Source organism: Gemmatimonadaceae bacterium (assembly GCA_035633115.1).
GTDB lineage: Bacteria > Gemmatimonadota > Gemmatimonadetes > Gemmatimonadales > Gemmatimonadaceae > UBA4720.
The window spans coordinates 403,538-427,378 of record DASQFN010000047.1 but is presented as its reverse complement, the minus strand read 5'-3'; the positions used below and the strand labels follow the sequence as shown (position 1 = coordinate 427,378).

At 60.7% G+C, this 23,841-nt stretch carries 24 protein-coding genes and 1 riboswitch; of the genes, 1 reads left to right on the top strand and 23 read right to left on the bottom strand.

The features are described from left to right. Nucleotide 1: 1 nt before the first annotated feature. The 15 genes from VES88_06540 to VES88_06470 are packed head-to-tail and all read right to left on the bottom strand — an operon-like array spanning nt 2 to nt 15,859. Nucleotides 2–1,378: a phosphomannomutase/phosphoglucomutase gene (locus VES88_06540; GenBank protein ID HYN81142.1), complete on the bottom strand. Its 1,377-nt coding sequence runs from the start codon at nt 1,376–1,378 to the stop codon at nt 2–4. Further along, nucleotides 1,375–2,910, bottom strand: coding sequence for an NADH-quinone oxidoreductase subunit N (locus VES88_06535; GenBank protein HYN81141.1), 1,536 nt, complete (start codon nt 2,908–2,910; stop codon nt 1,375–1,377). Before VES88_06535 ends, VES88_06540 begins: the two co-directional genes overlap by 4 nt. Next, the gene (locus VES88_06530; GenBank protein ID HYN81140.1) at nt 2,907–4,508 is read right to left on the bottom strand and encodes an NADH-quinone oxidoreductase subunit M; all 1,602 of its coding nucleotides are present in this window, start codon (nt 4,506–4,508) and stop codon (nt 2,907–2,909) included. The genes VES88_06535 and VES88_06530 overlap by 4 nt, the downstream gene beginning before the upstream one ends. A 3-nt stretch (nt 4,509–4,511) precedes the next feature. Beyond that, nucleotides 4,512–6,737, bottom strand: coding sequence for an NADH-quinone oxidoreductase subunit L (gene nuoL / locus VES88_06525; GenBank protein HYN81139.1), 2,226 nt, complete (start codon nt 6,735–6,737; stop codon nt 4,512–4,514). After that, a complete protein-coding gene (nuoK, locus tag VES88_06520) occupies nt 6,737–7,030 on the bottom strand; it encodes an NADH-quinone oxidoreductase subunit NuoK (protein HYN81138.1) in 294 nt (97 codons plus the stop codon). The genes nuoL and nuoK overlap by 1 nt, the downstream gene beginning before the upstream one ends. After that, entirely contained in the window at nt 7,020–7,571 is a 552-nt protein-coding gene (locus VES88_06515) for an NADH-quinone oxidoreductase subunit J (GenBank protein HYN81137.1), read from the bottom strand. Before VES88_06515 ends, nuoK begins: the two co-directional genes overlap by 11 nt. Further along, nucleotides 7,572–8,069: an NADH-quinone oxidoreductase subunit I gene (locus tag VES88_06510; GenBank protein ID HYN81136.1), complete on the bottom strand. Its 498-nt coding sequence runs from the start codon at nt 8,067–8,069 to the stop codon at nt 7,572–7,574. Continuing rightward, nucleotides 8,069–9,349 (bottom strand): NADH-quinone oxidoreductase subunit NuoH, encoded by a 1,281-nt coding sequence (nuoH, locus tag VES88_06505; GenBank protein HYN81135.1) that lies wholly within the window; start codon nt 9,347–9,349, stop codon nt 8,069–8,071. The genes VES88_06510 and nuoH overlap by 1 nt, the downstream gene beginning before the upstream one ends. Continuing rightward, nucleotides 9,346–10,953 carry a 2Fe-2S iron-sulfur cluster-binding protein gene (locus VES88_06500; protein HYN81134.1) on the bottom strand — a complete coding sequence of 536 codons (1,608 nt, stop codon included), beginning with the start codon at nt 10,951–10,953 and terminating at the stop codon, nt 9,346–9,348. Before VES88_06500 ends, nuoH begins: the two co-directional genes overlap by 4 nt. Next, nucleotides 10,953–12,266, bottom strand: coding sequence for an NADH-quinone oxidoreductase subunit NuoF (nuoF, locus tag VES88_06495; protein HYN81133.1), 1,314 nt, complete (start codon nt 12,264–12,266; stop codon nt 10,953–10,955). The genes VES88_06500 and nuoF overlap by 1 nt, the downstream gene beginning before the upstream one ends. Continuing rightward, nucleotides 12,266–12,820: an NAD(P)H-dependent oxidoreductase subunit E gene (locus VES88_06490; GenBank protein HYN81132.1), complete on the bottom strand. Its 555-nt coding sequence runs from the start codon at nt 12,818–12,820 to the stop codon at nt 12,266–12,268. The genes nuoF and VES88_06490 overlap by 1 nt, the downstream gene beginning before the upstream one ends. Beyond that, nucleotides 12,817–14,130 (bottom strand): NADH dehydrogenase (quinone) subunit D, encoded by a 1,314-nt coding sequence (gene nuoD / locus VES88_06485; protein ID HYN81131.1) that lies wholly within the window; start codon nt 14,128–14,130, stop codon nt 12,817–12,819. The genes VES88_06490 and nuoD overlap by 4 nt, the downstream gene beginning before the upstream one ends. Beyond that, nucleotides 14,131–14,838 (bottom strand): NADH-quinone oxidoreductase subunit C, encoded by a 708-nt coding sequence (locus tag VES88_06480; GenBank protein HYN81130.1) that lies wholly within the window; start codon nt 14,836–14,838, stop codon nt 14,131–14,133. Next, the gene (locus tag VES88_06475) at nt 14,835–15,464 is read right to left on the bottom strand and encodes an NADH-quinone oxidoreductase subunit B family protein (GenBank protein ID HYN81129.1); all 630 of its coding nucleotides are present in this window, start codon (nt 15,462–15,464) and stop codon (nt 14,835–14,837) included. Before VES88_06475 ends, VES88_06480 begins: the two co-directional genes overlap by 4 nt. Continuing rightward, nucleotides 15,455–15,859 carry an NADH-quinone oxidoreductase subunit A gene (locus VES88_06470; GenBank protein HYN81128.1) on the bottom strand — a complete coding sequence of 135 codons (405 nt, stop codon included), beginning with the start codon at nt 15,857–15,859 and terminating at the stop codon, nt 15,455–15,457. The genes VES88_06475 and VES88_06470 overlap by 10 nt, the downstream gene beginning before the upstream one ends. 174 nt (nt 15,860–16,033) lie before the next feature. Here VES88_06470 and dcd point away from each other — a divergent pair, with 174 nt between their 5' ends. Beyond that, nucleotides 16,034–16,588 (top strand): dCTP deaminase, encoded by a 555-nt coding sequence (gene dcd / locus VES88_06465; protein ID HYN81127.1) that lies wholly within the window; start codon nt 16,034–16,036, stop codon nt 16,586–16,588. 125 nt (nt 16,589–16,713) lie between these two features. On the opposite strand, the gene VES88_06460 is transcribed toward dcd, so the two are convergent. The 8 genes from VES88_06460 to secG form a co-directional block, all read right to left on the bottom strand. Further along, nucleotides 16,714–18,354 (bottom strand): S8 family serine peptidase, encoded by a 1,641-nt coding sequence (locus VES88_06460; protein HYN81126.1) that lies wholly within the window; start codon nt 18,352–18,354, stop codon nt 16,714–16,716. An 18-nt stretch (nt 18,355–18,372) separates the two neighbouring features. Further along, nucleotides 18,373–18,467, bottom strand: a riboswitch (cyclic di-GMP riboswitch). 347 nt (nt 18,468–18,814) lie between these two features. After that, nucleotides 18,815–19,744, bottom strand: coding sequence for a malate dehydrogenase (gene mdh / locus VES88_06455; protein ID HYN81125.1), 930 nt, complete (start codon nt 19,742–19,744; stop codon nt 18,815–18,817). Between the two features lie 79 nt (nt 19,745–19,823). Then, nucleotides 19,824–20,813: a GTP 3',8-cyclase MoaA gene (gene moaA / locus VES88_06450; GenBank protein HYN81124.1), complete on the bottom strand. Its 990-nt coding sequence runs from the start codon at nt 20,811–20,813 to the stop codon at nt 19,824–19,826. Continuing rightward, entirely contained in the window at nt 20,810–21,238 is a 429-nt protein-coding gene (locus VES88_06445) for a molybdenum cofactor biosynthesis protein MoaE (protein ID HYN81123.1), read from the bottom strand. The genes moaA and VES88_06445 overlap by 4 nt, the downstream gene beginning before the upstream one ends. Next, nucleotides 21,239–21,481 (bottom strand): molybdopterin converting factor subunit 1, encoded by a 243-nt coding sequence (moaD, locus tag VES88_06440; GenBank protein ID HYN81122.1) that lies wholly within the window; start codon nt 21,479–21,481, stop codon nt 21,239–21,241. It lies immediately after the preceding gene. Between the two features lie 24 nt (nt 21,482–21,505). Further along, a complete protein-coding gene (locus VES88_06435; protein ID HYN81121.1) occupies nt 21,506–21,844 on the bottom strand; it encodes an HU family DNA-binding protein in 339 nt (112 codons plus the stop codon). A gap of 151 nt (nt 21,845–21,995) precedes the next feature. Further along, nucleotides 21,996–23,123 carry a glutamine-hydrolyzing carbamoyl-phosphate synthase small subunit gene (gene carA / locus VES88_06430; protein ID HYN81120.1) on the bottom strand — a complete coding sequence of 376 codons (1,128 nt, stop codon included), beginning with the start codon at nt 23,121–23,123 and terminating at the stop codon, nt 21,996–21,998. 8 nt (nt 23,124–23,131) lie between these two features. Next, entirely contained in the window at nt 23,132–23,611 is a 480-nt protein-coding gene (gene secG / locus VES88_06425; GenBank protein ID HYN81119.1) for a preprotein translocase subunit SecG, read from the bottom strand. Between the last annotated feature and the right edge of the window lie 230 nt (nt 23,612–23,841).

The window sequence follows — 23,841 nt, the reverse complement described above, 5'->3', positions numbered from 1 at the left end:
CTCAAACCTGCACTCCGTGCTGCCGGAGCCATCCTTCCATTTCCGACCGGATTCTCTGCAGATCTTCCTGCGTTCTGGCTTCGAATCTCATCACGAGGACGGGCTGTGTGTTGGAGGCGCGAATCAGGCCCCAGCCGTCCCCGAAGAGGACCCTCACACCGTCCACGTCGATCACTTTGTGGGACGCAGCAAAGTGCTTCTTCGCTTCCTCGACTATGCCGAACTTCAGGTTGTCGGGGCATGCAACACGAAGCTCGGGGGTCGAGACGAATCGGGGGACATCGGCCAGCATCTCGTGGACGGACCTTCCGGAGTCCGCGATGATGCGGAGCAGGCGTGCCGCGCCGTACATCGCGTCGTCGAATCCGTAAAATCCTTCCGCAAAAAACATGTGCCCCGACATCTCGCCGGCAATCGGGGCTCCCGTCTCGTGCATTTTCTCTTCGATCAGCGAGTGGCCTGTCTTCCACATCACCGGCTTGCCACCCGCCTTTTCTATCGATTCCGGCAGCGCCTGTGAGCACTTCACGTCGAAGATGATCGGCTGGCCCTTCCCTTTTCTTGCGATGACATCCCTCGCGTAGATGATAAGGAGGTGATCGCCCCAGATGATTTCACCAGTGTCGTCGACGACACCGATCCGGTCCGCGTCCCCGTCGAACGCGATGCCCACGTCCGCCTTGTCCTCGGCAACGGCGGCGATGAGATCTCGGAGATTTTCGGGAATCGTGGGATCCGGGTGATGGTTGGGAAATGTCCCGTCGCTCTCACAGAAGAGACATCGAGCTGCGATGCCGAGTCGCTCGAAAAGCATTGGTGCCACCAATGCGCCCGCGCCGTTGCCGGCATCGGCAACGACCTTCAGCTCGGGCGGCAGCTGCCCAATGCGAGCGACGATATCGTCGATGTACGGTCCAATGACGTCCTCGCTGCGACTCGTTCCGTTCCGCGTGCCTTGCGGAAAATTCCCGGCAGCGGCGATGGCGTACATGTGCTGAATGTCGGCACCGTAAATCGACCGCGTCTCCAACCCGAGCTTGAATCCATTGAACTCGGGTGGATTGTGCGAGCCGGTAATCGTTATTCCACCCACAACGTCGAGCTTGTGCTGAGCCCAGTAGGAGACGGGAGTCGGAACCACACCGATGTCGACGACGTCGAATCCGCTCTCCAGGAGCCCGTCAACGATCTCGCGGTGCAGGTTCACACCGCTCGGACGGTTGTCGCGTCCAACGGCAATTGCTCCCGCCACTTTCTTTTCAACGAGGAAAGCGGCATACGCGCGAGCGACGAGACGTGCCACTTCCGGCGTCAGATCCTTTCCAGCTATCCCCCTGATGTCATACTCGCGGAATATATCCCGCGACAAGGTTGTCATGGCGCGGACGACGCGGCCGGAGCCGGCGCGGGAAGAGCCGCTGTTGCAGCGGGTTTTTCCATCGAGGGCTTGCTGCGCTCAGTCCAGCGAACCACTGAGTTCGGCAGGATCCCGAGAACGATTATCAGGACAGCAGCGCCGGCGACTACGAAGCGGGTCCACGTGCCGGCAGGCGGCGGCACGTAAGCGTCAGCCTTCCTCGGCCGCATGAACATCACCATCACCACATAGAGGTAATAGCCGGCCGAGACGACGCTCGTGACGACAAGAATCACGGCGAGGCGCGTCTGCGGGTTGGGTGCCTGAAGCGCGGACTGAATTATCCAGTACTTCGCGAGGAAGCCGATACCGCCGAAAACAGGAAATCCGAGCAGCGCCAGCATGAAAATGGCCATCGCGATTGCGGTTCTCGGCTGTACGTGCCACAGCCCGGAGTAACCGTCGATGTCCAGATTTTCTCCGGCGTCGCCCTGCGCGACGATCACGCCGAACGCCCCAAAGGTCGCGAGAGTATAGGCAAGGAGGTAGAACATGAATGCCCCGGTGGCCGCTGGCGTACCGATGGCGATCGCGACGAGGATATATCCCGCGTGCGCAATGCTCGAGTACGCGAGCATCCGCTTGATGTTCTTCTGCACGAGTGCGACGAGATTGCCAACGATCATCGTCACCGCGGCCAGCCACCATACCGGCCCGTGCCAGCTCTCGCCCAGGCCTGGAAATGCTTCGAGCCAGACGCGGAGAAATGCGGCGAAGGCCGCGGCCTTTACGGCTGCAGCCATGTAAGCCGTGGTCGGCGTTGGTGCACCCTCATAGACGTCGGGCGCCCACATGTGAAATGGAACTGCGGCAACCTTGAAGCCGAACCCGACGAGGAGCAGCGCAACGCCTACAACTAGGAAAGTGTTGCCGGCAAGCGCGAGCTCGCGGACGCGCGATCCGATATCCGCGAGATTCGTCGTGCCAGTCGCACCGTAGACGAGGGCGATTCCATACAGCAGGAATGCGGTCGAGAATGCGCCGAGCAGGAAATACTTGATTGCGCCTTCTGCGGAGCGCTCGCTCCGCCGGTTGAGGCCCGCGAGCACGTACACAGCAACGGACATGATCTCGATCCCGAGGAACACGATCATCAGATCGCGCGCGGCGGCGAGAGTCATCATTCCGGAGGTGGCGAAGAGCAGCAGCACATGCGACTCGCCGGCTGTGATGCCCTGTCTCGCGTTGTAGTCCATCGACAGCGCAATCGTCGCGATCGTCGCGATAAGGAAAACGAGGTCGGCGCTCCAGCGGAAATTGTCCATTGCAATCACGCCGTTTCCGGCCGTGTCGCCCTTCGCAACGTAGAATCCGATCGCGAGGACGACCGAGACGCAAAGAACAATGCTGGCGATACCGATCTGCCTCTGGTGCGCCTCCGATTCGGGGCGCCATGCGGACCACAGGAGCAGCAGCATCGCGCCGCCCATCAGAAGAAGATCGGGCCCGAGGGCGGTCATCAGCTGCGAGGGGATCGCGAGGTTGAGCGTCATCGCGTGCCGTCCGTCTCGGCTGCAATGGTTGTCGTCGGGACGGCCGCCGGGGGCATGCCTGCCTGTACCTGCGCGACGAATTTCGCCGCTGCCGGTTCCATCCGTCTCAAAACGGGAGCTGGATACACGCCGAGCCAGATAATGGCCGCAATGAGCGGAGCGACTATCGCAATCTCTCGCCAGTTCAGATCAGGAATGTGTTCGTTCGCCGGCTTGGCGAGCGGGTTGAAGAGAACTCGCTGGATTGCCCACAACAGGTACGCTGCCGCGAGTATCACACCGGTCGTCGCAATCATCGTCGCTATTGGATAAGGCTGGAATGACCCGACCAGCACCAGAAACTCGCCGATGAATCCGTTGGTACCGGGGAGCCCAATGCTGCTGAGCGAGACTATGGTCAGCACCGTCGCGAACAGCGGCACAACGCGCGCAATGCCTCCGTATGCCTCGATTTCGCGGGTGTGGCGCCGCTCGTAGATCATTCCCACAAGGAGAAAGAGCGCGCCGGTCGAAATGCCGTGGCTGATCATGATCATCAGCGCTCCCTGAACGCCCTGCAGCGTCACCGCGAAGATTCCAAGCATAACGAACCCGAGGTGGCTGACGGAGGAATAGGCGACGAGCTTCTTCAGGTCGGGCTGCACCATCGCCACCAGCGCGCCGTACACAATTCCGATTACCGCCAGCGTGACAACAGTGGCGCGGACGGTCGGGTTCATCGCCGCGTCGGGGAAAAGCGGCAGCGCAAATCGAAGGAAGCCGAAGGTTCCCATCTTGAGCATGATCGCCGCAAGGATCACCGAGCCGCCTGTCGGTGCCTCAACGTGAGCGTCGGGCAGCCACGTGTGGAACGGGAACATCGGAACCTTCACCGCGAACGCCAGGAAGAACGCCGCGAAAAGCCAGAGCGCCGCCCTCGGCGCGACTGTCAGATTCGCCAGCAGATTGTCATAGCTGAAATTCGGTGTTCCGCCGCTGCCGGCCTTTATGCCGAGGTAGAGGATCGCGACGAGCATCAGCAGCGACGGCAGCATCGTGTAGATGAAGAACTTGATGCTCGCGTAGATGCGTCGCTCCCCGCCCCAGATTCCGATGATGAAATACATCGGAATGAGCATCACTTCCCACATCACGTAGAACAGGAACAGATCCCGCGCGACGAAGACTCCCAGCATTCCGCTGGTGAGAATCAGCATGAGCGCGAAGAACGCAGGCACTTTTGTCTTGATGCTGGTCCAGCTTCCCAGAACCGTGAGAGGCATGATGAACGTCGTGAGCAGGATCATCATGAGCGCGATGCCATCGAGCCCAAGTGTGAATCTGATCCCCCAGGTCGGGATCCAGGCGATGTCGGTAACGGCCTGCCACTCTGTGATGGCAGGATCGAACGACCACCACAGGCCGGCGGAGACAATGAACTCGATGATGAAGAACCAGAGCGCGATGAGACGAGCTGCACGATTCGCCGCCTCCGCTCGAGCCGGCTCGCCGCTCCCAGTCGTGAGCGCAAGTATCAGCCCTGCGCCGATCATTGGAATGATCAGCAGGGCCGGGAGAACCCATCCGTTGAAGCCGATTGACTCGAGGAGTGTTCTCATCGTCTAGCGGAGAGTCACCGCGCCGAGGACTGCAAGGACGCCGGCGACAAGCACCCAGGCGTATGTCCCTACCGCACCGGTCTGCAAGCGTGATCCGACCCATCCAAATCCGCGGGCAAGAGCCGCGCTGCCGTTGACGAAGAAGCTGTCGATGATGCCGTTGTCCACGAATCGCCAGAGGACATTCCGCGAGATCTGATACGTCGGGTTGACGATTGCCCGAGCGTAGCCCTCGTCTACGAAGTACTTGTTGGCCAGGACGAGTTCAAAGCCTTCTTCAGGCCTGGCCTCGCGTTTCGGAACGAGGTGCGCGGGCTTGAGCCGATACCAGGCGAACGCGATTCCCGCCATGGCCACAACTACCGCCAGCAGGATCAGCAGCTCCTCAGTCGTGACCGACATCGCATGTGGGGCAGCCGACTGCGCGACGCGCGCCGTCGATGCGCCAAGCACGGGCTCGAGCCAGTGCTCGAGAGTTGCCGTTGGTCCAAGCGGTACGAGATCGGAGATCACTTCGGGGATGTTGAGCCATCCCCCGAACGCGCTCAATACGCCAAGGACAACAAGAGGGCCTGTCATCACCCACGGCGCCTCGTGCAGATGCGAGCGCTCTTTTTCACCAGTACGGTTCGGGCCATGGAAGGTGTAGAGCATGAGCCGCGTCATGTAGACCGCTGTGAGAAAAGCGGCAGCGATTCCCAGCACGTACACGAGGTATAGCCAGGCTCCTCCGCTTATTCCGAACAGCGTCGCATCCGCCAGCGCAGAGCCTCCCGCCCGGTGGAAGGCGGCGCCCAGAATCTCGTCCTTGGAAAAGAATCCGGAGAGCGGCGGGCTGCCCGCGATCGCCAGCGTCGCAATCCACATCAGCACCCACGTGATGGGCATGAACTGTTTGAGGCCGCCCATGTTTCGCATGTCCTGGGCATCGTCCTGACTGTGCGTCCTGTGATACGCTGCATGCATCGCGTGAATCACCGAGCCCGCGCCGAGGAACAGCAGCGCCTTGAAAAAGGCGTGCGTAACGAGATGAAAGAGGCCAGCGGTATAGGCTCCCACTCCGACACCAACGAACATGTACCCGAGCTGCGACACCGTCGAATAGGCGAGAACCTTCTTGATGTCCCACTGCTTGAGCCCGATGGTCGCCGCAAAGATCGCGGTCACTGCGCCCGTGAGTGCGACGACGAGGCTGGCCACTGGAGCCATCGAAAAGAGCGGCGCGCTGCGCGCAACGAGATAGACGCCGGCAGTGACCATCGTCGCGGCGTGGATCAGAGCCGACACCGGTGTCGGACCTGCCATCGCGTCAGGCAGCCAGACGTAAAGCGGAATCTGCGCGCTCTTTCCTACGCAGCCCAGAAACATGAAAAGACAGATCGCGGTCGCGACCGTTCCGCCATACGGAAGCGATGCGGCGCTCGCGAACACGTTCTGAAAATCGAGCGCGCCGAGTGTCGCGAACAGAATGAACATCGCGACCAGGAACCCGAAGTCTCCGATTCGGTTGACGATGAATGCCTTCTTCCCCGCGTCGGCGTTCACCTTGTCGGAGAACCAGAAGCCAATGAGCAGATAGGAGCAGAGCCCCACGCCCTCCCAGCCGACGAACAACACCGGATAGTTCGCGCCGAGCACGAGCACCAGCATGAAGAACACGAACAGGTTGAGGTAGGCGAAGTAGCGTGGATAGCCCGGGTCCTCGTGCATGTATCCGACGCTGAAGATGTGAATGAGCGCCCCCACTCCTGTCACAACGAGCACCATGAGCATCGACAGCTGATCGAGCTGCAGTGCGGCATCAATCTGGAGCGTTCCAACGGGCATCCAGTTGAAGTAAGTCTGAACGAAGGGGGCCTCCATGGGCACGCTCCGCATCGCCGCGAACATGGCCCACGCGAGCACGAACGACAGCACGAGCACACCGGGCCCCACGATGCTTACGATGCCGGCATAACGGTGCGGCGCGATTGCATGGTGGTCGTCGCCGGGAGCCTCGGCTTGGTCTGCAGCGGAGATAGCATGCGCATCATGACTTGCCGCCGAGGAATGGTCATCACCATGCGCCATATCCGGATCGTCGGGGCCGATTCGCGCCGCACTCACCAGTGAAAGAAGTCCGTTGATCAGGAAGCCCAGCAGAGGCAGCATCGGAAGCAGCCACACGTAGCGGGCCATCGTACCTGCGAGCGGGTGCGCGCCCACCGCCACGACTTCCTGGAGAAGCATCAACCTTTCATGAGGTTGATGTTCTGCAGATTCACTGTCTGTCGGTGACGGAAGATCGCGATGATGATCGCCAGTCCCACCGCAGCCTCAGCCGCCGCGACGGTCATCACGAACACGACGAACACTTGACCGGTCGCCCCGTAAACGCGCGAGAAGGCGACAAAAGTGAGGTTCACCGCGTTGAGCATCAGCTCCACGCACATGAAGATGATGATCGCGTTCCGGCGCGTGAGGACTCCCACGACACCGATAGTGAACAGCACGGCCGATAGTGCGAGCGACTCAGCCAGCACGGCCGTCTCTCTTTCGCCCCAGCACAACCGCTCCGGCAATCGCCACCAGCAGCAACACGCTCGTCAGCTCGAATGCGAGCAGGTACTCATTGAAGAGTGGAGCGGCAACAGTGCTTACGGCGCCCATCTTCTTCATCTGGTCGGCGGCGAAGTTGGGGGGCATCACGTATGGAGTCGCCACCTTTCCGCTCGAAATCACCATGATTTGCGCCACCAGTACAATTCCCATCCCAACCGCGATCAGAGTCGCCCAGAGGCCGCGCTTGTCGGCGATCTCCGAAGGATGACCGAGGTTGAGAAGCATGATGACGAAGAGAAACACCACCATGATCGCGCCCGCATACACGAGCACCTGCATCACCCCGATGAACTGTGCATCCAGCAGCACGAACAGCGCTGAGAGCGAGAACATCGTGTTGACGAGCCAGAGTGCGGCGGCAACCGGGCTCTTGCGCGTGACGAACGCAAGCGCGGAGGCGATCGCGATCACTCCGAAGAGATAGAAGTGGAAAGTGTAGAACAGCGGATACTGCAGCTGCATCTATTCGCCCCTCGGATCGTCGGGGTCCCACATCTCGCAAACGGGATGAGTCTGCGCCGTCAGCCGCTCGAGATCGTAAACGAATCCCGCGCGACTGTATTCGGCGTTCTCGTAATGTCTTCCGACGTGGATGGCTTCTTCGGGGCAAACCTCCTGACAGTAGCCGCAGAAGATGCAGCGGAACTCGTCGATCTCGAAGATCAGGGGATACCGGTTCCCTTCTTCGTCCTCACCCGGCACCAGCTTAATGCAGTTGGCCGGACAAACTGTCGGACAGAGACCGCAGGCGACGCACTTTGCTTTTCCGGTTTCCGTCGTGAGCATACGATGCGTTCCCCTCCACCGCGGAGAGATCTGCCACTTCTCCTCGGGGTACTGCACCGTGACTTTGTGCGGGTTGACCAGGTGCTTGAGAGTCAGCGCCATTCCCTTGAGGGTCGCCTTGACATAGCTGACGTCCTCGATGGGACGATCGAGCACCTTGACGGTGATCGGCATTATCTGACGACTCCGGATGCGAGGGGTGACCGGCCGGAAACGCCGCGCAGTCTCGCGATACGAGCAGCGTCGATGCGTCCGTAAGCCGGACTGATGATCCGGCCGTGATCGAGAATCGCAAAGACGATCATCACGATCACCACGTTCACCGCGCCGAGAATCGAGCTGTGCATGGCGCCACGCGTGATTCCTGCTGCATCGAGCACCAGAACCACGGCTGCGATGACGATGATGTACGCCAGTGCCAGCGGCAGCATGAACTTCCACCCCAGCGACATCAGCTGGTCGTAACGGAAACGCGGGAGCGTCCAGCGCACCCACATGAAGAAGAACAGGAAGAACAGAAGCTTCGCGAAGAAGATCAGCAGCGAGAGAATGGTGAGCCATCCGCTGAAAGGCCCGATGTTGTCGCGCGGCGTGAACGGCACGTCGTAACCGCCGAAGAACAGCGTCACCATCAGGGCGCTCGCCGTCACCATGTTCGCGTATTCTGCGATGAAGAACAGCGAGAACTTCATCGCGCTGTACTCGGTATGGTAGCCGGCAATGAGCTCCGACTCCGCCTCCGGAAGATCGAACGGCAGCCGGTTGGTCTCGGCGAATGCTGCGACCAGAAAGATGAAGAACGCGATCGTCAGGTTCACCACGTTCCATCCACCGTATGCCTGCTGCGTGATGATCGCGGCCAGCGTCACGTTGCCGGCCAGCAGGAGCACCGGAATGGTTGACAGGCCGAGCGAGATCTCGTAGGAAATCATCTGCGCGCTGGACCGTAAGCCGCCGAGAAGCGCGTACTTGTTGTTCGACGCCCAGCCGGCGAGAACGATTCCGTACACGCCGAGCGAAGAGATGGCGAGGATGAAGAGAAATCCCACCGGTAGATCGGCAACGACGAGATCGATTCGGCCCCACCGCGTCGGGAACGGAGCGCCGAACGGTATGACCACCCACGTTGTGAGAGCTGGAATGAACGAAAGTATGGGAGCAAGGATGAACAGCGGCTTGTAAGCAGCCTCCGGATAGGTCTCTTCCTTCATGAAGTTCTTCAGACCGTCTGCCGCCGGCTGCAGCAGCCCGGAAGGGCCGACTCGATTCGGGCCGTGCCGGTCCTGGATCCACGCCGAGATCTTGCGCTCGGCGAGCGTGAGCAACGCGACGCCAACCATGTAGATGGTAAAAACGATCAGAATCTTCACGATCGTCGCGATGACGAAAACGCCAGTTCCGGTCGGGGGGAGCTGCGGGTTTGCGAGCTGAAGGAGTGCGAGAGGCTCGATCATCTCGTAGCCTCCTGGCCCATGCCCAAACCCTCACCCATTCGTGTCGTGGTACGCGCGTCCGAGTCGAGCACGGGCAAGCCACGCATCCCCAGCGAATCGTAGGAAAGACCGGAGAACGCGGGATGCGACTCTGCGATGCGCGTGAAGACGTCAGACGGCAGGTAGAAACCGTTCTGCTTTCCGAGCGCCCCGAGGAGATCGCCAAGCACGAGCCAGCTGGGCCGCGCGAGGCCGGGGGCCGGCTTGGCTTGCATGAATCGCTGAACGCGGCCGTGAAGATTCGTAAAGGTCCCTTCCTCTTCGGCGACGTTAGTGATCGGCAAGAGGACCGCTGCATCCTTCGCAGCCTCGGGCAGTGTCGTTCCGATTACGATCACCTGAGCGGCACGTACGAGATCGTCCGCTGCGATTCCATCGAGATCGTCGTCGGCAATCACGAGAACATCGCCGTCACCGAGCTTCGCCAGGGGACTCTCCGAACGCTCGAAGCCGAACAGCTCCGCGCCTTTCACGTTGGCGGCACGGTCACGCCGAAGTGCAAGGTCCTCCACTCCGGCCAGCGGAGCTTCATCGCCAGTGTCGACACGGAACACTCCTGCTCCGCCGCTTCCCTCGATGAGCCTCGACAACAGGTAAAGCGCCTCGTTCGACAGCTTTGGAGAAGCGACAACGAATACGCGCCTCTCGCGAAGGAGCGATGCCGCGGCATGGATCCCTACATCCCAGTCGATACCGCGAAGCGCGCCCTCCGTGCGGACGAGCGGCGACTCAGCGCGGTCGGTGCGATTCATCCACCGATAATTCATCCTGCCGTAATCGCACATGAAGAACTTGTTGACGTCTTCGTTCGGGCGCGGCTTGAGACGGACGACGGCTGAATCACGCGTTTCGATCGTGATATTGCAGCCCTGCGTGCAGCTCGGACAAACGGAAGCAACGCGGTCGAGCTCCCACGCGCGAGCCTTGTTGAGGAAATCCTTGGAGAGGAGCGCTCCAACAGGACAGAGGTCCACGACATTTCCAGCCCAGGGATGCGTGAGATCCTTTCCCTCGAACTTTCCAATGAGTGCGCGGTCGCCGCGCTCGCTGACATTGAGGACGGTGTCATGCGCGACATCGTCCATGAAGCGAACGCATCGAGTGCACAGTATGCACCGATTGGGAACGTAAAGAACGTCTCCCCCGAAGTCCTCTACCGGGTTGAATCGTTTGGGATCGCGGTACCGCGAATCCGCCCGGCCCTCCTGATATGTGTAGTCCTGTAGCTCGCACTCACCCGACTGGTCGCAGATGGGACAGTCGAGCGGATGATTGATGAGCAGGAACTCGAGCACGCCCTTTCTCGCTTCGAGCGCGCGCTCGGTGTGGACCCGCACAACCTGGCCGTCCGCCACAAGGGTTGCGCAGGACGCTGCAAGCTTCGGTGCTTTCTCGACTTCCACCAGACACATGCGGCACACGCCGGCCACCGGCAGTCCGGGATGGTAACAGTAGTGGGGGATGAGAATTCCCACGGCCTTGGCGGCTTCGAGGATCGATGTTCCCTCGGGCACGGAGACAGGACGTCCCTCTATCGTCAGGCTCACCATCTTTCGCTCGGCCATCAGGCCACCGCCGAGAGAACGGGATGCACGCGCTTGCCGTGAATCAGAGCCTCGAACTCGGCGCGGAACTTCTTGATTCCCGAAACGACTGGAACCGCGCACGAATCGCTCAGCACGCAGATCGTCGTTCCCGTCATGAGGTCCGCGAGATCCAGCAGAGTATCGAGGTCTTCCATCGTGCCCTGCCCGTCGCGAATTCGCTCGAGGATCTTCGTAGTCCACGCGGTGCCTTCGCGGCATTGCGTGCACTGAGCGCAGCTCTCGTGGGCAAAGAAGCGAGCGAGTCGGGCGATCACCCGCACCATCGATTGCTTGTCGTCGATGACTATCACGCCGCCGGAGCCGAGCATCGATCCCTGGGCTACGAAGCCCTCGTAATCCATCAGCGTCGCGTCTGCTTCGGCCATTGTTTGAATCGGCACTGATGCCCCGCCAGGAATGACAGCCTTGAGTTTCCGGCCGTCGAGAGCCCCGCCGCAAAGCTCATGCAGGAACTCCCCGAACGGGAACCCCATTTCGACTTCGTAAGTTCCCGGATATCGAATGTTGCCGCACACCGAGTACAGCTTGGTTCCTGTGCTCTTCAGATTCGAGAGCGACATGCTCTTGTACCACGCGGCGCCCTTCATGATGATCTCAGGCACCGCCGCGAGAGTCTCGACGTTGTTGATCGTCGTCGGCTGTCCGAACACCCCCGAGACGGCCGGGAAAGGCGGCTTGATGCGCGGGTTTCCACGCTGGCCCTCGAGGGAGTTCATCAATGCGGTTTCCTCGCCGCAGATGTAGGCGCCCGCGCCCTTGTGAACGTACATCTCGATTCGCTTGCCGGTGCCCATCGCATTGGCGCCGAGAATTCCGGCATCGTACGCTTCGCGAATCGCCCGATCCATCCATATGAGCGGCTCGGTGAATTCACCTCTTATATAGATGTAGGTGGTCTCGGCCCCGATCGCATACGCACCGATCGCGCATCCCTCGACGAGCGCGTGTGGAGTCCAGCGCATCACTTCGCGGTCCTTGAAGGTTCCCGGCTCCGATTCGTCGGCGTTGCAGCAGAGGTAATGAGGCTTGCCGTCGCCCGGCTTCATGAAGGACCACTTCATTCCCGTCGGGAAGCCTGCTCCGCCCCTGCCGCGCAATCCTGATTCCTTGACAATGTCAACTATTTCGGCGGGGGTCATGACGAGCGCTTTCTCCAGCGCCTGATAACCGCCGCGCTTCTTCCAGCCGTCGAGGGTTCGCGCTTCCTCCTCGCCGAAATAGCGCGTGAGGAGCGGAGTCTCGCGTGGATGCGACTTGTGCGGATAACCCATCAGGCGAGCCGCTTGAGAATGTCAGGCACGTTTGCCGGCGTAACGGATTCGATGAACTCGTCGTTGACCATGATCGGCGTGGCAAAGCCGCAGGCACCGAGGCACTCCACTTCGATGACCGCGAATCTGCCGTCTGCCGACGGAACGCCCAGCTCGCCCCCGCCCGTATGGCGCAGGAGAGCCTTCACAACATCCTCCGCTCCACAGATGCCGCAAGGTGACGTCGTGCACACCTGAATGAAGTACTTCGCCACCGGGTGCTGGTGGTACATCGTATAGAACGTTACGACGCCCTTCACGTATGCCGGCGTGAGCTCGAGAAGTCCGGCAACCTCGGCCATCGATTCCTCACTCACCCAGCCGCGCTCGCGCTGCACGATCCACAGAGCCGGAAGAAGTGCCGCCATCTTCGTCGGATAGCGGGTTAGAAGCTCGTCCAGCTCGTTCCTGACAGCGGCAGCGAAAACCGGTACATGAGGCTCGATCTCGTGCGCGTGAGCATCGTGAGCCGCCACGTCGGGCGACTCGGCGCCTCCCATCACGGGACGGCTCAACGGTCGATCTCTCCCATCACAATGTCGATGCTGGCATTGATCGCAATTACATCCGAGAGTAGGTGACCCTCCACCATCTTCGGGATCGCCGACAGATTCACGAACGACGGCGGACGAATCCGCCACCGCACCGGCTTCGACGTTCCGTCGGAGACCATATAGTACCCCTTCTCCCCCTTCGGACTTTCGACGGCAACGTACGACTCACCAACGGGTGGACGGGGCCCTTCCATCACCTGCTTGAAGTGATGGATCATAGATTCCATCTCGCTCGTGGCCTTCGACTTCGGCGGCAGAATCACGCGCGGATCGTCGACGTTTATCGGTCCGTCAGGAAGCCGATCGAGCGCCTGCTGAAGGATGCGCACCGACTGATGCAGCTCTTCCATTCGAACCAGATAACGGTCGTAGACGTCACCATTGGTTCCAACAGGGACGTCGAAGTCGTAAGTCTCGTAGTCGAGGTATGGAAAATCCTTGCGCACGTCGTAATCGACACCGGACGCACGGAGCATCGGACCCGAGAGACCCCAGTTGACCGCTTCGTCCGGAGTCATGATCCCAAGGCCAACGGTTCGTCCCACCCAGATCGCATTCCTCGTGAGCATGCGATCGATCTCATCCACTGTGTTCGGGAAACTGCGGATGAAGTTTCGCAGCCCGTCGAGCCAGCCGGCGGGAATGTCCGCCGCCATCCCACCCACGCGCGTCGCCGAAGTCGTGAGACGCGCGCCAACCCAGCCCTCGAGCAGGTTGTAGACGTTCTCGCGCTCCTGAAACGCCCATAAGAACGGCGTGAAAGCGCCGATGTCTATGCAAGTGGTGCCGAGCCAGACGAGATGCGAGATGATTCGCGAAAGCTCACATGCAATGACACGCAGCACTGTGCAGCGCTCGGTGATGTCTATGCCCCACAGACGCTCCGCGCCAAGGGCAAACGCGACATTGTTTCCGATCGAGTTGAGGTAGTCCTCACGGTCGGTCCAGGTGATGATCTGGTTGTACTGGCGGTACTCGCCCATCTTCTCGAACCCGCAATGCAGGTAGCCGATGTGCGGGATGCAGCGCACGACCGTCTCGCCCTCGAGCTCGAGAACCAGACGAAGCACTCCGTGCGTAGCCGGGTGCTGTGGCCCGAGGTTGATGAGCATGTGATCGGTCGAGAGCTCCGGCTCGAGCGACGGCGACGGCGCGACGGCGAAATCGCCTGTATCACCACCAGTCACCAGGGGCACGCGCTGCGGACGGCCCTGGGCATCGAGACCCGTTGTCGAAAGCTCTACCTCTACCGTGCGAGTTCCTGACGCCATCTACTCGCCCGTCCTCTCGCCCGCGCTCAAGCGCCTTCGCATATCTTCCGGCAGATCCTCGAACGCGTCGGCGACGGTCAGCTCTTCCATCGAGTAGCGAGACTCCGGGTTCTGCACCAGCGCCTGACGCAGCTGCTCTGCGCGGCTGAAACGGCCGCGCAGCGGGAAATCCTTGCGCAGCGGGTAACCCTCGCGGTACTGCTCCCACATCAGAATCCGGCGCAGGTCGGGATGGCCGTTGAATCTTATCCCGAACATGTCGAAGCACTCACGCTCGAGCCAATCCGCGGATTTCCAGAGGCTCCAGACACTTTGAACCTCGAGCGGGCCGCTCTTGGGAAGCTGTACCTTCACTCGCAGAAAACGACGGAACGGAAGCGACCGAAGATGCCATACGACTTCAATCGGCTGGTCGAAGTCGCGGTATTCGACCGCGGTGACGTCGCTCAGATAGTCGTAGCGTTGTGTGGGGTCGTCGCGAAGCCATTGCATCACCTCGAGCAGCGCGTTCGTCGAGACATAGACGACCGTCTCACCCCACACGACGAGCGTCCGCTCGACCGCCAGTGGAAATTTCTCGAGAAGCGCAGCGGCGCTTGGGTTTGCCTCACCGGCAAGATGACTCACGTTCCTCGGAGTGACTGGTGCCGGCGCCGCGGCGACTGCGCTTCCCGTAGTCACGATCTCGAACCGTCCGGCTGCGGTCATGGGGCGCTTCGGTTCTGATGGACGGAGTTTCCAAACGGCTCGCCAAGCTCGTTGATCACCGAGGCCGGGATGTAAAGCTCGCTCGACGGATCGGGATCCATCTCCTCACGAATCCGCTTGTCCGCTCTGCGCTCGTTCATGACCTTTTCCTGCAGCAGCCTTATCCCGTGAATCAGCCCTTCCGGGCGGGGCGGACATCCCGGCACATAGACGTCTACCGGAATGATCGTATCGATTCCCTGCACCACCGCATAATTGTCGAACATTCCGCCGCTCGATGCGCAGGCTCCCATCGAGATACACCACTTCGGTTGAGGCATCTGCTGCCAGATCCGGCGGATGATGGGCGCCAGCTTGAATGGAACCCTGCCGGCGCAGATCAGCACGTCTGCCTGCCGCGGTGAAAAGCTCATCCTTTCCATCCCGAACCTGGCGAGATCAAATCGGCTGGCCGCAGTCGCCATGAACTCGATCGCACAGCATGCTGTTCCGAATGGCATGGGCCACAGCGAATTCGCCCGGCTCCAGTTCACGAGAAAGTCGAGTCGCGTCGCTACCCAGCCTTCCTGCGATTCTGGCACGTATGAAACGGCGCGCGAGCCGTGCGCGGGTGTCGTCAATCCCATTGCAGGGCTCCCTTTTTCCAGACATAGATGAAGCCCACGAACAGGATCACCATGAACACGATCATCTCGCCGAGCCCGAAGAAGGTGACGCTTTCGGGGGGACAGACTCCACGTACGAGCGGCTCGGCGCAGGAGAGCTGTTTGTAGTGCACTCCCCACGGAATCATGAACACCGTTTCGATGTCGAAGATGATGAACAGAATCGCGATCAGGTAAAACTTGACGGAGAATCGCTCGCGGGCATCGCCCAGCGGCGGGATGCCGGATTCGTACGGATTCTGTTTGACAGGTGTGGGACGGGAGCGCATCGTCAGCGCCGAAATCGCCACGATGAGGACGGCGTTCATGACGACGAATCCGACTAACATCAGGACGGGCAAATACGCGCGGCTCATCGAGTTCCGACTTCGTGAAAAATTTCACTAACTCCGTAATGAAAATCTATCGTGCCCGGCTACGGCCGCGAAAGGGGCGCACGAAGTGGCAGGATTTCACACGCTCGGATACATTCACCGCCTCGCTTCGAGCGCCGACCCGCGCGCACCCCTCCGCAAAATCCTATCCACAGAATGACAATCCAATCAGACCGATGGATAACGCAAATGGCCCTCGAGCATCGCATGATCGAGCCGTTCGAGAACAGCCAGGTGCGCGACGGGGTGATCTCCTACGGGGTCAGTTCGTACGGCTATGACATGCGCGTCGCGAACGAGTTTCGAATCTTCACGAACGTCTTGAGCTCGGTGGTCGATCCGAAGCTGTTCGATCCGCGCTCGTTCGTGGAATTCAGCGGTGACGTCTGCATTGTACCTCCGAACTCGTTCGCGCTGGCGCGATCGGTCGAGTATTTCCGGATTCCGCGGAATGTCGTGACAATCACAGTCGGAAAATCCACTTACGCGCGTTGTGGCATTATCACGAACGTCACGCCCTTCGAGCCGGAGTGGGAAGGGTATGTTACGCTCGAGATCTCAAATACCACTCCCCTTCCGGCAAAGATCTACGCGAACGAGGGCATTGCGCAGGTTCTCTTCTTCAAGGGTGAGGAAGAACCGCTTGTCTCCTATAAGGACAAGAAGGGGAAGTACCAGGGCCAGACCGGGGTGACGCTCCCGCGGCTGTAAAAGAAGGACCCTCTCGCGAGGGTCCTTCTTTGTATTTGAGGGAAGCGGCTACGGTATCGCTGCCCACCGCCTCCACGCGGGCAGCGCGCGGGTCGGCCTCCTCCGTGCGGAGGCCTCTATGAGTCTCAGTTGGCGAGTCTCTCGATCTTGACCCTCCTCGTCAGGCTGTGGCTCTGTCCGTCGGCGTCGTACACCGTGAGCTTCACGTAGAAGTAGCCCTTCGCCGCAAAGGTGTGTTTCGTCGAGGAGGTTGTCAGACGCACCTCTGCTGTGTTGTCGCCGAAGTTCCAATTCCAGGCCACAACTTTTACGTCGTCCTTCGAACCGGAACCATTGAACGAGCAGGTGTTCTTGTAGCAGCTCCAGCTGAAATAGGCCGTCGGTGGCTGGCTCAGTACTGGAGCAGGTGCTGGAGCAGGTGCTGGCGCCGGAGCAGGTGCTGGAGCAGGTGCTGGAGCCGGAGCTGGCGCCGGAGCTGGCGCCGGAGCTGGTGCTGGAGCAGGTGCCGGAGCAGGAGCTGGCGCCGGAGCTGGCTCCGGGAAAGGAACATTCACGCGCAGAAGGCGATTCGGCGACCCCGGTCCGAGACCAGTGAGTACCCCATTCGTTGCCGTCGAAATCAGCGCATTCGCAACCTCGGCCGGTGAAGCTGACGGACGGCCTTGCAGGTAAAGTGCCGCGGCGCCTGCCACGTAAGGAGCAGCCATCGATGTTCCGCTTGCCGGACCGAGCGCGACATCGTCGGTGTTCCACGCCGAGAGGATGTTGTAGCCCGGCGCGTACATATCGAGGCAAGTTCCCCAGTTCGAAACGCTCGTCTGCGCATCGGTTTTGCCGGTCGCACCAACAGTGATCGCGTTGGGCGCCGATGCTGGCGACACGTTGCACGCGTCAGAAGCGTCGTTGGCGGCTGCAACAACGTACGTGACGCCGGAAGCAATGGAACGCTGGATCGCATCGTTCATCGCAATACTGAGTGACCCACCAATGCTGATGTTGGCGACGGCAGGCTTCACCGAATTCGCCGTCACCCAATCGATGCCCGCGATCACGCCGGCGACGGTTCCGAGGCCGGCGCAGTCGAGCACGCGGACTGAATAGAGCGTCGCTGCTTTGGCGGCTCCCACTTGCCATCCGCCAACAATTCCCGCCACGTGAGTGCCGTGCCAGTGACAGCCTTGGAGTCCATTCGCGTCGAGAACAGACGTGAATGCCGCAACCGCGCGACCCTCGAACTGCGTGTGCGTCGTTCTGATTCCCGTGTCTATGATGTAGACGTTGACGCCCGAACCGTTCCCCGAGTATGAGTACGACCCGGTGAGCGGCAGATCCGACTGATCGATCCGATCGAGCCCCCAACCAGACGGCGACTGAGTGTCTGTTACGCTCACCACTCCGTTCTGCTCGACGTATGCGACGCTTGGATCCTCAGCGAGCTCCTGGGCTACTTCTGCGGACATATGTCCGGCGAAGCCTCTGAGTCCACTCGTGTAGAAGTGCCTGGGCGAAAGCGTATGACGCCGCGCAAGGCCACTCACGGCGCCTTGTACGTCCCAAACGCTCGATTTGAAGATGACGATGTACTCGTCTTTGATCTTCCGGTCTTCGCGCGCTGATGCCAGCGCTCCCAACACGGATTGATCGTCTGATGGTGTGACGGGGGCGACTGCGTCGCGGCAGGAAAACAGCGTCGTCGTCAGACCAGCTGCGAGAATCAAGCGACCAAGGCCCGACCGGGACGTGCGAAAATCGTGAATCGACTTCATTCGACTCCTCCTGAATCGTTCGGTAACCCGACCGGCCTGGCCGCCGCATTCGCGTCAGCTGTAGCCTCGTGGCTTTGCGTCCCCGCTTTTCAGCGGGTTTGCCTTTGTCGCGACCTCCATTGGGGAGGAGCGAACAAGTTCAACTCTGTTGCGTTACTGCCCTATGCCCCACAGACGAACTTTCGAAAATCTTGTAACAAAATGCACAAAAGCACGATCGGAGCCACACGTTTGTCGGCGTCACACTCCAGGGTTTCGGTGTGATCGGACGCAGTGCAGTCCCCTATTGACGAGCAACTCCCGAAAAAGGTTCGAAAAGTTTTTACAACGATTTTGAGAAGGAGAACGAGAGGTTGGCAAAATGCCGCAACCCGCAAGAACCCCTGCGAAATGCGGCATTTGAACGGCCCGGGGGCTGAATCCACGCCCGGGCGGCTACGATTTGCTCACGCTTCCAGAGCTACAACTTCACTGCCGCCATCGGCTCGCGAACTGCCTCAGCGCTTTTGGCGAGCGCCTCACGCTCAGCTTCCGTGAGTGTGACCTCGATGATGCGCTCCAGACCTCGACGGCCGATCTTGCATGGCACACCGAGAAAGAGACCGGTCATTCCGTACTCTCCCTCGAGCCACGCCGCACAAGGCAGGATACGCTTCTGATCGTGCACGATTGCTTCACACATCTGCACCGCGGCTGCCGACGGCGCATAATACGCCGAGCCCGTCTTCAGATATTTTACGATTTCGGCGCCGCCATTTCGTGTACGGTCGACGATTGACTGCAGCCTGTCTGCTGACATCAGGTGGCTGACGGGGATGCCGCTGACACTCGTGTATGAGATCAGTGGAACCATGGTGTCGCCGTGGCCGCCGAGGACCATTGCCTGAATATCCCGCACGGACACGTCGAGCGCCTCCGCGAGGAACGCGCGATACCGAGCGGTGTCGAGGACGCCGGCCATCCCGAGCACGCGCTCGCGTGGAAAGCCGGTCACCTGCTTGGCGACGTACGACATTACGTCCAACGGGTTCGACACCATCACGATGATCGCTTCGGGCGACGTCTCGCGTACGTTCTCGGAGACCTGCTTCACGATTCCGGCATTCGTATTCAGCAGATCATCGCGCGACATGCCGGGCTTGCGCGCGATGCCAGCAGTTATCACGACGATATCCGAGCCAGCAGTCTCGTCGTAGGTGTTCGTTCCGGTCAGACGCGTGTCGAATCCTTCAATCGGCGCCGACTGCCACTGATCGAGTGCCTTTCCCTGCGGAATGCCTTCCTGGATGTCGACGAGTATCACGCGGCCGGCGAGCTCTTTTTCCGCCAGGCGCTGCGCGGTCGTCGCGCCAACGTTCCCTGCGCCGACGACCGTAATCTTGTTTACCATTTCGATTTTCTTTTTGGTGGAGCCGGAAAGTTATCCGAGCCTGTCAGCGAGAGCTATGGGTACACGCTCGCGTGCAATGTCAGCCGCCAACCTCGGAGAGCGCACGAAGTCCGCCGACGTTCATCCGAAGGAGGTGATGCTCCAGCGGCTTCTCTTCGAGTGCCCTCTCGAACAGCGGCCCAATCGGAGTGCCGGCCCTGAGCGGCTCGCGGAGATTCACCGAGTGGTCACCGAAAAGACACGTCCTGAGCCGGCCGTCGGCGGTGAGACGGACACGGTTGCAGGTGCCGCAGTAAGTATGCGACATCGGAGTGATCACGCCGACCGTTCCCACTCCGCCGTCCAGCTGATAGTACTCGGCCGGGCCGTTGCCACGCGGCGGGCCGGCAACCTGCGCGAGATGTCCGAGCAACGAAATGCGCTCCAGAACTTCCTGCGACGGCACTACGTGTTCCCAGGTGAGCTCACGCATCCCGCCCACCGGCATCAGCTCGATGAACCGGACATGCACCGGTTGCTCCAGCGTAAGCCGGGCAAAGTCTTCTATCTCGTCGTCGTTGATGCCCCGCAGCACAACCACGTTCAGCTTCACCGGCGTCAGGCCGGCCGAATGCGCGAGCCGAATCGCGGCTAGCGGCGCGAAATCGAGATTGCGACGGGAGATGGCGCGGATGCGATCGGACCTCAGCGAGTCCGCGCTGATATTGACGCGATCGAGACCGGCAGCGCGGAACACGGGTGCGAACTCACCGAATCTCACACCGTTGGTGGATAGCGCGATGTCTTCGACGCCCGGGACGTTTCTCAGCAGCGAAATGAGAATCTCGAGGTTCGGGCGGAGAGTCGGCTCTCCGCCTGTGAGCCGGAGCCGCCGTACGCCGAGGGGAGCAAGCTCCGCTACAATCGCGGCGATCTCCTCGTAATCGAGGATCTCCGAGCGCGGCAGCCAGGGCAATCCCTCGGCCGGCATGCAATAGAGACATCGGAAGTTGCACTTGTCCGTCACCGAGATACGCAGGTACTCGATGCGCCTGCCGAACTGGTCTCTTGCCCCGTCGCTTGCGTTCATGTTGCTGCTGCCCGCGTTGGATCGACCCAGGACTGGCTCCCATCACTGTACAATTCGCGCTTCCAGATCGGGACACGGACTTTCATCTGGTCGATTGCGTAGCGAAGCGCATCGAGAGCGCATCCGCGTCGCTCGTGAGCGGCAGCGATCACGATGCTTGCCTCGCCAACTGCCAGCAGGCCGATACGATGTTCGGCGACGAGGGCGGCCCCTTCGTTTGCGCGCCCTGCTTCAGCGAGAATTGCGCTCATCTCACGCTGTGCCATCTCTTCGTACGCCGTGTATTCGATCTCCCGCACCTCACGTCCTTCGTTGACTGAGCGCACCGTTCCAACAAATATCGCGGTCGCCCCGTGCCGGGCGTCGGCAACTTCCTGAATCATACCGCCGATGTCGATCGGAGCCTTTACGATAGCAGCGCGCACTCAGCCGCCTGCGACAGGCGGAATGAGTGCCACCTCGTCGCCGGTCTTCAGGACCGTGTCGGCTTCGGCAAAGATCTGATTTACTGCGACACGGGGGTTCTTCGGAAGTGCCGAGGCTCCTGGCAATCGAGCGACGGAAGCTAGCACATCGCTGACGCGAGATCCCGAATCGAGCGCAAGCTGAGTGCGGGCGACGCCCAGGCTGTCAGCATACGAGGCGAAGAACCGGACGGTGATCAACATCTCGCTCACCACCCGTCTGCGGAACTACTCGGCGCCCGAAAGCTCGCGTTCCTTCGAGTCGGTCATTTCCACCGCCGCGACCAGGGCGCGCAGCTCTTTGGACGGCTTGAAGACAGGGACGGGACGGGCGGAAACCTCGACAGGAGAGCCGGTGCGGGGGTTCCTGGCCATTCTCGTCTTGCGCCGGCGGATCTTGAAAGTGCCAAAGCCCCGCACCTCGATGTTTTCCTGATTTTGAAGCGACTCTTTGATCGCCTCCAGGAACGCATCCACGACGCGCGCACAGTCCTTCTTCGAAATCATAGGGCCTGCGGTTCGGGAGATCTGGGTCGTAACTCGCTCGACCAGGTCCGCTTTCGTCATCTGGATGCCTCAGTAGTGACACGGGCTATGTAGCGTAACTCGTTTCAAAGTATGGTTTTACTGAAATTGTGTCAAGCGTTCTCGAAGATGGCGCGAGGGCTCGGACGAGGGGCCTAGTGGGTCTTTATGGCTCGTGGGCTCGGAGGGGGGCCTAGCGGGTCTTTATCGCAGTCAGGAACTCGTCAAAGTGGGGGACGGCGTCGTGCGGGCCCGGAGCCGCCTCCGGATGATACTGAACTCCGAACACCGGCAGCTCGCGGTGGCGGACGCCTTCGATGGTCCCGTCGTTGAGATTCACGTGCGTGACCTGAAGGTCGGGAGCTCTCGAGACGCCGCTTTCGTCGCCCTCAACCGCGAAGCCGTGGTTCTGCGATGTGATCAATACCCGCCCGGTTCGCATCTCCCTCACCGGATGGTTTCCTCCGCGATGTCCGTACGGAAGCTTTGTGGTCGTGCCCCCGAACGAGAGCCCGAGGAGCTGATGACCGAGGCAAATGCCGAAAACCGGTGTCCCGCTCGTCGCCAGGTCGCGGACTGTGTTCGGCGCGTACGCAATCGCATCCGGATCGCCCGGCCCGTTCGAGAGAAAAATCCCGTCCGGGCGTGCGGCGAGCGCGTCCGGCGCGGGCGTGTCGGCGGGGACAATCGTTACGCGACAGTCGTGCTCCGAGAAGAGGCGCAGAATGTTGCGCTTTATTCCGTAATCGTAGGCGATGATGTGCCGCTTCGCGCCAGGATCGCCCCACTTGTAGCTCTCGCGCGTAGTAACCCGGCTCGCCAGGTCGAGGCCTTCCATCGAGGGACATTCCGCGAGTTTTTCCCGGGCGGCTGCACTTGGAGTTTCACCGGCGCCAATGACGCCTCTCATCACTCCAACTGACCTCAAGTGACGCGTCAATCGCCGGGTGTCAACTCCTTGCAGAATCGGAACTTTTGCCGAAGCAAGCCACGTCCCGAGATCGCCGGTCGCGCGCCAGTTGGAGTAGCGTCTCGACAATTCCCGAACGACTACGCCGCTGATTTGCGGGCGCTGCGATTCCGGATCCTCGGTGTTGATTCCGTAATTGCCGATCTGAGGCGCGGTCATGACGACGATCTGACCGTTGTAGGAAGGGTCGGTAAAGACCTCCTGATAGCCTGTCATGTTCGTTGTGAAAACGACTTCGGCGGCGGCGAGGCCCGCGTCGTCGTGGGAGCCATTCCGCGCCCGAAGGTGCCCGCGAAAAAGGGTTCCATCCTCGAGGAGAAGGAACCCTGTTTGAAGCTCGCGGTCGCTCAACTTTCGCGCTACTTCTTCTGTGGCGCCGCTGGTGGCGGAGTCGCGGGAGCCGGACTGAGCGGAACACCTGCGCCGCCCGTCGTCGCGGCACCACCAGTTGGTGGCGCACTGCCCGCGGCGCCGCCGGGAGCTGGTGTTCCACCGGTTGCGGGCTCGAGCGGAATTACGGGTGCCGATGTTCCCGGAGTCGGCGCCGCGGGAGCGGGCGGGTTGGCGAACGTCTTCTCGAGCACTGACCTCGGAGCCTGTGCGCGGGTGGACATCACCTGCAGCACAAAGGCGAGGCCGAGAAAAATTCCGGCGCACCACCATGTGGCCTTGGTGAGAATCGTGCCGGCCTGGCGGATCCCAATGAACGCGTCGGGTGAAGAGCTGGCGCCGCCGAAGTTCGCGGCCAGTCCGCTTCCCTTGCCCGCCTGAAGCAGAATGGCGGTCACGAGCACGAGCGCATCTATGACGAGAATTACGAGAAGGAAATTGTAGAGCATTCAGAGTTTGCGAGGAGGGAGTCCGACATCGAAATATCACGGGCGCATCGCACTCTAGTCAACAGTGCTTCCGGATTTTGCAGATCAACTGCGGAACTACGGGACTACTGAACCACAAAAGAATGGAAAAACGATTCGGCGGATTCATACAGATTCGGCCGATACGACGGGAGTTCTTTGGTTCTACGGCAACTACGGTCGAGGCAGTGACCGTCTCCTACCGCTGTGCC

Bases quoted from the DNA above. Each gene is read 5' to 3' on its own strand.
- VES88_06540 (HYN81142.1), bottom strand. From the start codon at position 1,378: ATGACAACCTTGTCGCGGGATATATTCCGCGAGTATGACATCAGGGGG.
- VES88_06535 (HYN81141.1), bottom strand. From the start codon at position 2,910: ATGACGCTCAACCTCGCGATCCCCTCGCAGCTGATGACCGCCCTCGGG.
- VES88_06530 (HYN81140.1), bottom strand. From the start codon at position 4,508: ATGAGAACACTCCTCGAGTCAATCGGCTTCAACGGATGGGTTCTCCCG.
- nuoL (HYN81139.1), bottom strand. From the start codon at position 6,737: ATGCTTCTCCAGGAAGTCGTGGCGGTGGGCGCGCACCCGCTCGCAGGT.
- VES88_06515 (HYN81137.1), bottom strand. From the start codon at position 7,571: ATGCAGCTGCAGTATCCGCTGTTCTACACTTTCCACTTCTATCTCTTC.
- VES88_06510 (HYN81136.1), bottom strand. From the start codon at position 8,069: ATGCCGATCACCGTCAAGGTGCTCGATCGTCCCATCGAGGACGTCAGC.
- nuoH (HYN81135.1), bottom strand. From the start codon at position 9,349: ATGATCGAGCCTCTCGCACTCCTTCAGCTCGCAAACCCGCAGCTCCCC.
- VES88_06500 (HYN81134.1), bottom strand. From the start codon at position 10,953: ATGGCCGAGCGAAAGATGGTGAGCCTGACGATAGAGGGACGTCCTGTC.
- nuoF (HYN81133.1), bottom strand. From the start codon at position 12,266: ATGGGTTATCCGCACAAGTCGCATCCACGCGAGACTCCGCTCCTCACG.
- nuoD (HYN81131.1), bottom strand. From the start codon at position 14,130: ATGGCGTCAGGAACTCGCACGGTAGAGGTAGAGCTTTCGACAACGGGT.
- VES88_06480 (HYN81130.1), bottom strand. From the start codon at position 14,838: ATGACCGCAGCCGGACGGTTCGAGATCGTGACTACGGGAAGCGCAGTC.
- VES88_06475 (HYN81129.1), bottom strand. From the start codon at position 15,464: ATGGGATTGACGACACCCGCGCACGGCTCGCGCGCCGTTTCATACGTG.
- VES88_06470 (HYN81128.1), bottom strand. From the start codon at position 15,859: ATGAGCCGCGCGTATTTGCCCGTCCTGATGTTAGTCGGATTCGTCGTC.
- dcd (HYN81127.1), top strand. From the start codon at position 16,034: ATGACAATCCAATCAGACCGATGGATAACGCAAATGGCCCTCGAGCAT.
- VES88_06460 (HYN81126.1), bottom strand. From the start codon at position 18,354: ATGAAGTCGATTCACGATTTTCGCACGTCCCGGTCGGGCCTTGGTCGC.
- mdh (HYN81125.1), bottom strand. From the start codon at position 19,744: ATGGTAAACAAGATTACGGTCGTCGGCGCAGGGAACGTTGGCGCGACG.
- moaA (HYN81124.1), bottom strand. From the start codon at position 20,813: ATGAACGCAAGCGACGGGGCAAGAGACCAGTTCGGCAGGCGCATCGAG.
- moaD (HYN81122.1), bottom strand. From the start codon at position 21,481: ATGTTGATCACCGTCCGGTTCTTCGCCTCGTATGCTGACAGCCTGGGC.
- VES88_06435 (HYN81121.1), bottom strand. From the start codon at position 21,844: ATGACGAAAGCGGACCTGGTCGAGCGAGTTACGACCCAGATCTCCCGA.
- secG (HYN81119.1), bottom strand. From the start codon at position 23,611: ATGCTCTACAATTTCCTTCTCGTAATTCTCGTCATAGATGCGCTCGTG.